Annotated in this window: 2 protein-coding genes; both read left to right on the forward strand. The window is 37.6% G+C overall.

Annotated elements, in window-relative coordinates:
* Positions 1-87: 87 nt before the first annotated feature.
* On the forward strand, positions 88-570 hold the full coding sequence (locus AC23P2_RS31075; RefSeq protein ID WP_487776785.1) for a hypothetical protein: 483 nt from the start codon (positions 88-90) through the stop codon (positions 568-570).
* A gap of 14 nt (positions 571-584) precedes the next feature.
* On the forward strand, positions 585-1076 hold a 492-nt coding region (locus AC23P2_RS31080; protein ID WP_487776786.1), incomplete at its 3' end, for a transposase.

Below are 1076 nucleotides of genomic sequence, written 5' to 3' on the forward strand. Positions count from 1 at the left end.
CAATGGTTCGCTATGATTTTGACAAATTATAAAAAATAAAGGGTAAAGAAGTAGCTTTGTTTTGCGAACCCAAACTACTTTTTACCCATGAGTATCGAAACACTCACGAGTACAATATTGAGCAAAATGTCTAACGTGGGCAAATGGCAGACGAAGTTTTTTATAAACTTAACCAATTTATGGTTAGGATTAAAAGGCCGTTATCATTTTGAGAACTTGTCTCGGCAAGGTGATATGAGTTCAGAGAGCTATCGGGCTAATTTTTCAAAATCATTTGATTTTAAAGCGTTTAACTTGGAATTGTTTACGTATTTAGGCGTAGAAAAAGTATGGGTTTTTGACCCAACTTTTTTGAACAAATCAGGCAAAAAGACTCCTGGAATAGGCTACTTCTGGTCGGGGTGTAAGCAACAAGTTAGTCGAGGCATTGAATTGGCTGGTTTAGCTATTGTAGATGTAACAAATCACAGTTGTTTCCATTATTATGCGACACAGACAATATTATCTGAAGGGCAGGATTTACTGTTTACTATGCCGATTTGTTGGTTAAGGATGCATTCAACCTACTGAGTGTCTCTAAGTATGTGGCTGTTGATGCCTATTTTTCAAAAAAGACATTCATTGATTCCGTCAGCCAAGCAGGTTTATATCTGGTTACTCGGATGCCAAATGATGCAGTCATGTATTATGCATACACAGGGCCACAACGCATGGGCAGAGGTCGCAAGAGGCAATTTTCAGGAAAGATAGATGCCAAAAACCTTGATTTAAGTCAGTTTAGAGCTTGTATTGAAGAAGATAATTGGACTGCCTTTGAGGGGTTGGCTTATGCTAAATCTCTCAAAAAGTGGGTTAAAACAGTCGTCGTACAGCATTACAAAACCGATGGCAGTATCAAAAACTGCAAAATTTTTATTGCTACTGATTTGACCATTACTGGCGCTGATTTATACCTTTATTATCACCTTAGATTTCAAATCGAGTTTGTATTTAGAGATGCCAAACAACACTTAGGGCTAACTCATTGCCAGTCCACTCAAGAGCACAGGCTTAATTTTCATCATAACTTTGTCTTG

The sequence above is a fragment of the Runella sp. R0.1_18 genome, assembly GCF_057652155.1.

Bases quoted from the DNA above. Each gene is read 5' to 3' on its own strand.
- AC23P2_RS31075 (WP_487776785.1), top strand. From the start codon at position 88: ATGAGTATCGAAACACTCACGAGTACAATATTGAGCAAAATGTCTAAC.